Origin of the sequence: Loigolactobacillus zhaoyuanensis (assembly GCF_003946385.1) — a bacterium.
GTDB classification, from domain to species: Bacteria; Bacillota; Bacilli; order Lactobacillales; family Lactobacillaceae; genus Loigolactobacillus; species Loigolactobacillus zhaoyuanensis.
The window spans coordinates 23,340-29,339 of sequence record NZ_RHOE01000032.1 but is presented as its reverse complement, the minus strand read 5'-3'; the positions used below and the strand labels follow the sequence as shown (position 1 = coordinate 29,339).

3 protein-coding genes and 1 CRISPR repeat array (1 of these 4 cut by a window edge) are annotated in these 6,000 nt (G+C 38.4%); all 3 genes read left to right on the top strand.

Annotated elements, in window-relative coordinates:
- The first annotated feature begins 999 nt into the window (after positions 1 to 999).
- From cas9 to cas2, 3 genes are read left to right on the top strand one after another with little or no spacing between them, the layout of a single operon-like run.
- Positions 1,000 to 4,365 (top strand): type II CRISPR RNA-guided endonuclease Cas9, encoded by a 3,366-nt coding sequence (cas9, locus tag EKM76_RS07835; protein ID WP_125550135.1) that lies wholly within the window; start codon positions 1,000 to 1,002, stop codon positions 4,363 to 4,365.
- A gap of 2 nt (positions 4,366 to 4,367) precedes the next feature.
- Positions 4,368 to 5,270, top strand: a complete 903-nt coding sequence (cas1, locus tag EKM76_RS07830; RefSeq protein WP_125550134.1) for a type II CRISPR-associated endonuclease Cas1 — start codon at positions 4,368 to 4,370, stop codon at positions 5,268 to 5,270.
- Complete coding sequence (gene cas2, locus EKM76_RS07825; protein ID WP_125550133.1) at positions 5,263 to 5,586, top strand: CRISPR-associated endonuclease Cas2; 324 nt, start codon at positions 5,263 to 5,265, stop codon at positions 5,584 to 5,586. Before cas1 ends, cas2 begins: the two co-directional genes overlap by 8 nt.
- 53 nt (positions 5,587 to 5,639) lie before the next feature.
- A CRISPR array of direct repeats spans positions 5,640 to 6,000; the repeat unit is 36 nt; unit sequence GATCTATTTTAGCTGAAAACTGAAGGAATCAATAGC; it runs 9,631 nt beyond the window's last position.

Sequence of the window (6,000 nt, the reverse complement as noted above, 5' to 3'; positions counted from 1 at the left end):
ATAGTTGCTTATAAGATTTTTTGATGGTATCTTTAGATTGGGTCATGAAGTCCGTCCTAACTTATTGGTTTTGTCACTTATAAGTTTAAGGCTTCATGGCCTTTTTGGTCTAGTTATTTTGGTGTTGCACTTACATTGTAAATCCGGCTGATTTAATAGGATTTATCGTGTGGCTAATTTGTTCTTGCAATTTGGGATTATTAAAAATTAAATATCTAGAGCAGCAATCAACCATCGTTACTAAATAAGAATGGCCTATTTTTCCAGCCACAGTATCAAGCTTCCGATAGCCAATAGTGACATGTTTGTTAATAAATTTAGATATTCTTGGATTGTATGCAATATCAGAATTTTACCACGGCGTGCTGCATGACCTTTTTTGTGATGTAATTTACCATGGTGTCTAAGTTTTCTGGCCACACCTCTAACACCTTATGATGAGCGTGCTTGGATAAGTAAGCTTGAATATATGCCGCGGTGGATTGTGCTGTAACGGCTCTTAAATAATAATTTCTCTAATTTTAAGTGTGTGGGAATCCCTTCTGTGACCCTTGTAGATTTAAGAATAAATACCGAACCAGTTAAGCAATGAAAGGTAAACAGACCTGCTTATTCTGTGATAATTCAAGACTAAAAATCGATGTTGCCCGGTTGATTGTTTTCACAACACTGTTTTACAGCATGAGTCTCTTTTGTTGCACTTAAAATATAAATTCAAGACATTATTACGAATATGATCTAGAGGTGCAGAAAATATTTGATGAAATAAAAAAATGAAGAACAATTTAATATATCGTTCGAGCGGGATAAGTAAATAAATGACAAGATCTATTTTAGCCGAAACCTAAAAAATGACAGTTAAATCGTCCTCAGTGACTGATTATTCAAAAAAATAGTTTACCAAAAATTCATTATAAATAGAATTTGTCCTACAATCATCTTCTGAAACCGCTATTACTGTGCTAAACTAAAATAAATTGAAGAGATGGAGTTGTTATTATGGGGTATCGTATAGGCTTAGATGTAGGAATCGCTTCAACGGGTTATGCCGTTTTAAAAACAGATAAAAATGGATTACCATATAAAATTCTGGCACTAAACTCCGTGATTTATCCGCGGGCTGAAGATCCTAAAACTGGGGCTTCGTTAGCTGAACCGCGGCGGATAAAACGGGGACTACGGCGGCGTACTCGCCGGACCAAGTTTCGTAAACAACGGACACAACAATTATTTATACATAGCGACTTATTATCTAAAGCTGAGATTGAGCAGATTTTAGCTGAGCCGCAAACTGATCATTCGGTTTACGAGCTCCGTGTCGCCGGGCTTGATCGTCGTTTGACCAATAATGAATTATTTCGTGTGCTTTATTTCTTTATTGGCCACCGCGGGTTTAAATCTAATCGTAAGGCTGAATTAAATCCAGAAAATGAAGCCGATAAGAAGCAAATGGGCCAGTTACTTAACTCAATTGAAGCAATCAAAAAAGATATGGCTGAAAAGGGCTATCGTACGGTTGGTGAATTGTATGTGAAGGACGCCAAATACAGTGAGCATAAACGTAATAAGGGCTACAACGAGGGCTATTTAAGTACGCCAAATCGACAAATGCTAGTCGATGAAATTAAGCAGATTTTAGATAAGCAGCGTGAATTAGGCAATGAAAAGCTGACTGATGAGTTTTATGTAACTTATTTGTTAGGTAATGCAGATCATGCTGGTATTTTTCAGGCGCAGCGCGATTTTGATGAAGGTCCCGGTGCTGGTCCCTATGCCGGTGATCAAATCAAAAAAATGGTTGGTAAAGATATTTTTGAGCCAACTGAAGACCGCGCGGCTAAGGCTACCTATACCTTTCAATACTTTAATTTACTACAGAAAATGACTAGTTTGAATTATCAAAATACGACTGGTAATACTTGGCATACATTGGATGGTCTTGAGCGACAGGCGATTATTGATGCAGTTTTTGCAAAAGCGGAGAAACCGACGAAAACTTATAAACCAACCGATTTTGGTGAATTACGTAAGCTATTAAAATTACCAGATGATGCCCGGTTTAACTTGGTTAATTACGGCAGTTTACAAACGCAAAAGGAAATCGAAACTGTTGAAAAGAAAACACATTTTGTTAATTTCAAAGCTTACCACGATTTAGTAAAGGTGTTACCAGAAGAAATGTGGCAAAGCCGCCAACTATTAGATCATATCGGCACTGCCTTAACTTTATATTCAAGCGATAAACGACGTCAGCGCTACTTTGCTGAGGAATTAAACTTACCTGATGATTTGATTGAAAAACTTTTACCGCTTAATTTTGCTAAATTTGGTCATTTATCGATTAAATCAATGCAGAATATTATTCCATATCTGGAAATGGGCCAAGTTTACAGTGAGGCAACAACCAACGCTGGTTATGATTTCCGCAAAAAGGAAATTTCAAAAGACACGATTCGTGAAGAAATTGCTAATCCCGTTGTTCGCCGTGCGGTAACCAAAACTATCAAAGTAGTTGAGCAAATTATTCGTCGTTATGGAAAACCTGATGGCATTAACATTGAGTTAGCGCGTGAATTAGGTCGTAATTTTAAGGAAAGAGGCGATATACAAAAGCGTCAAGATAAGAATCGCCAAACTAATGATAAAATTGCCGCTGAATTAACTGAATTAGGCATTCCAGTTAATGGTCAGAGTATTATTCGCTATAAGTTACACAAGGAACAAAATGGAATTGATCCTTATACTGGTGATCAGATTCCATTCGGCAGTGCGTTTAGTGCTAGTTATGAAGTCGACCATATTATTCCCTACAGTATCAGCTGGGATGATAGTTATACCAATAAAGTGTTGACCAGCGCTAAATGTAATCGTGAAAAAGGTAATCAGATTCCGATGGCCTATTTAGCTAATAACGAAAAGCGTACTAATGCGCTAGTTAATGTAGCGGATAATGTGATTCGTAATTCCCGTAAACGACAAAAGCTTTTGAAGCAGAAGTTGAGCGATGAAGAGCAAAAAAACTGGAAGCAACGAAATATTAACGATACCCGCTTTATTACTCGGATACTTTATAATTATTTCCGGCAGGCAATTGTATTTAATCCAGATTTAGAAAAAAAGCAACGCGTCTTGCCGTTAAACGGTGAAGTCACCTCGAAAATTCGTAGTCGCTGGGGTTTTCTTAAAGTGCGCGAAGATGGTGACTTACATCACGCTATTGATGCTACCGTAATTGCTGCCATTACACCAACCTTTATCCAAAAGGTGACTAAATATAGCCAACATCAAGAAGTTAAGAATAATCGTGCTTTGTGGCATGATGCTGAAATTAAAGACGCTGAATACGCAGCCGAAGCACAACGGGTGGATGCCGATTTATTTAATAAAATTTTCAATGGTTTCCCGTTACCGTGGCCAGAATTTCGTGATGAATTATTAGCACGGATCTCCGATAATCCTGCAGAAATGATGAAAAGTAGGAGTTGGAATACGTATACACCGGTTGAAATTGCTAAATTAAAGCCAGTATTTGTGGTTCGTTTGGCTAACCATAAAATATCCGGACCAGTGCATTTAGATACGATTCGCAGTGCCAAATTATTTGATGAAAAAGGAATCATACTGAGCCGGGTAAGCATCGCCAAACTGAAATTAAATAACAAAGGCCAGGTTGCTACTGGGGATGGTGTTTATGATCCCGAGAATAGTAATAATGGTGATAAGGTGGTTTATTCAGCAATCAAAACGGTATTAGAGGCTCATAATGGTTCTGGTGAATTGGCGTTCCCAGAGGGCTATTTAGAGTATATGGACCATGGCACTAAGAAATTAGTGCGTAAAGTCCGAGTAGCTAAGAAATCTTCATTACCGGTACTGCTAAAGAATAAAGCAGCTGCTGACAATGGTTCGATGGTACGAATTGATGTCTTTAATACTGGCAAGAAGTTTGTGTTTATACCAATTTATGTTAAGAACACGGTTGACCAGGTGCTGCCGAGTAAGGCGGTGCTACAAGGAAAGTCAGCGAAAGATTGGTATCAAATTACCGAAGATGATAAGTTCTGTTTTTCTCTGTATCCAGGAGATATGGTGCATATTGAATCCAAGAAAGGGATTAAGCCTAAGTATGCTAACACAGAAATGAAACGTGAGATTAGTTCTATAAAAGATTTTTATGGGTACTTCAATGGTGCTAATATTGCTAATGGTAATATCGTTGTGTGTGCACATGATAATTCATATACAGCTGGGAGCGTTGGTATCGCTGGACTATTAACGTTCGAAAAATACCAAGTCGATTACTTTGGCCGTTATCATAAAGTGCATGAAAAGAAACGCCAGTCATTTGTTAAGCGAGATGAGTAATTATGGCTTTTCGGAATTTATACATTCAAAATCCAGCACGACTGAGTATTGCTAAAAGTCAGTTAGTAATTCAACAGGAAGAGCGCTACACCGTTCCAGTAGAAGATATTTCTAGCATCATGATTGAGCATAAACAATGTACGATCACAGCACCAGCGCTGTCTTTTCTCGCTGAGCATCAAGTAGCAGTATTTACGTGTGATCAGAAGCATTTGCCGTGTGCAGTTGTTTTACCACTGGGCCAATATTATCGCAAGTTAGAGGCGTTAGAATCCCAGTTACATGTACGGACTAAAACTAAAGCGCGTTTGTGGCAGAAACTGATGAAGCAAAAGATTGAGAATCAGGCTAAGGTTTTAGAGTTAAATCACTGTAAAAACATTGCCGAGCTTAACTTTTTAGCAACCCAAGTTACTGAGGGTGATAAAACATTTAAGGAATCACGGGCGGCACGACTTTACTTTATGGGACTTTTTGGTGATAAATTTAATCGGCGAAACGAAGATGTTATGAACGGTGCTTTAAACTATGGCTACGCAATTATTCGCGGTATCATTGCACGTGATATTTGTGCATATGGTTTTGAGCCAGCATTTGGCGTATTTCATAAAAACGAGCTAAATCCATTCAATTTAGCTGATGATTTAATTGAGCCGTTTCGCGCGTACGTCGATTTATGGGTTTATGAACACCAAGTTGATTTAAAGGATGGTTTAACACCTAAGAATAAGCAGGCGTTGTTCCAGCTATTATTTACAGAGGTTCGAATTGATAATGAATTCCATTCGTTGAGTAATGCGGTTCATAAATCAGTCTCATCGTACACCACTTGTTGTCGTAATAACTCTGCTGCGGGATTAAAGTTGCCGGAACTTATCCCGTTAGTGGCGCACGAGTATGAGTAGTAAATATATGCGCTTATTAGTTATGTTTGATTTACCAGTGGTAAAGGCAAAGGATCGGCGTGCAGCAGCAAAATTCCGGCAGTATTTATTAGGTGAAGGGTACGTAATGATGCAATATTCGGTTTATTATCGCATCGTTAACGGCTATGATATGTCAAAAAAATACGAGCTGCGGCTAGATGATAATTTGCCCGAAAAAGGGTCAGTGAGATTATTGGTTATAACAGAGAAACAATTCGATGAAATGCGTCTGTTAGTAGGCGACCCGCTGCCTAATGAAGAAAAAGTTGATAGCGGCCAAATGACCACTTTTTAGACAAGCAAAAGAGCCTGATATCCGCGTGATATCGGGCTCTTTTGGTGCACTAGGATCTATTTTAGCTGAAAACTGAAGGAATCAATAGCCATAAGTGTCCGGTAGTGGCTCATTAATCGGATCTATTTTAGCTGAAAACTGAAGGAATCAATAGCGCAGCGAAGCCAAACCGCTCCGCATAATAAGATCTATTTTAGCTGAAAACTGAAGGAATCAATAGCTTGCAAACAAAAGGTCTCAGGCAAATAAAGGATCTATTTTAGCTGAAAACTGAAGGAATCAATAGCAGCAGTAACCACTTCACCATGACCATCCAAGATCTATTTTAGCTGAAAACTGAAGGAATCAATAGCTCATCAGCGTAAAGTTCGTCAACATCATCTGATCTATTTTAGCTGAAAACTGAAGGAATCA

Bases quoted from the DNA above. Each gene is read 5' to 3' on its own strand.
- cas9 (WP_125550135.1), top strand. From the start codon at position 1,000: ATGGGGTATCGTATAGGCTTAGATGTAGGAATCGCTTCAACGGGTTAT.
- cas1 (WP_125550134.1), top strand. From the start codon at position 4,368: ATGGCTTTTCGGAATTTATACATTCAAAATCCAGCACGACTGAGTATT.
- cas2 (WP_125550133.1), top strand. From the start codon at position 5,263: ATGAGTAGTAAATATATGCGCTTATTAGTTATGTTTGATTTACCAGTG.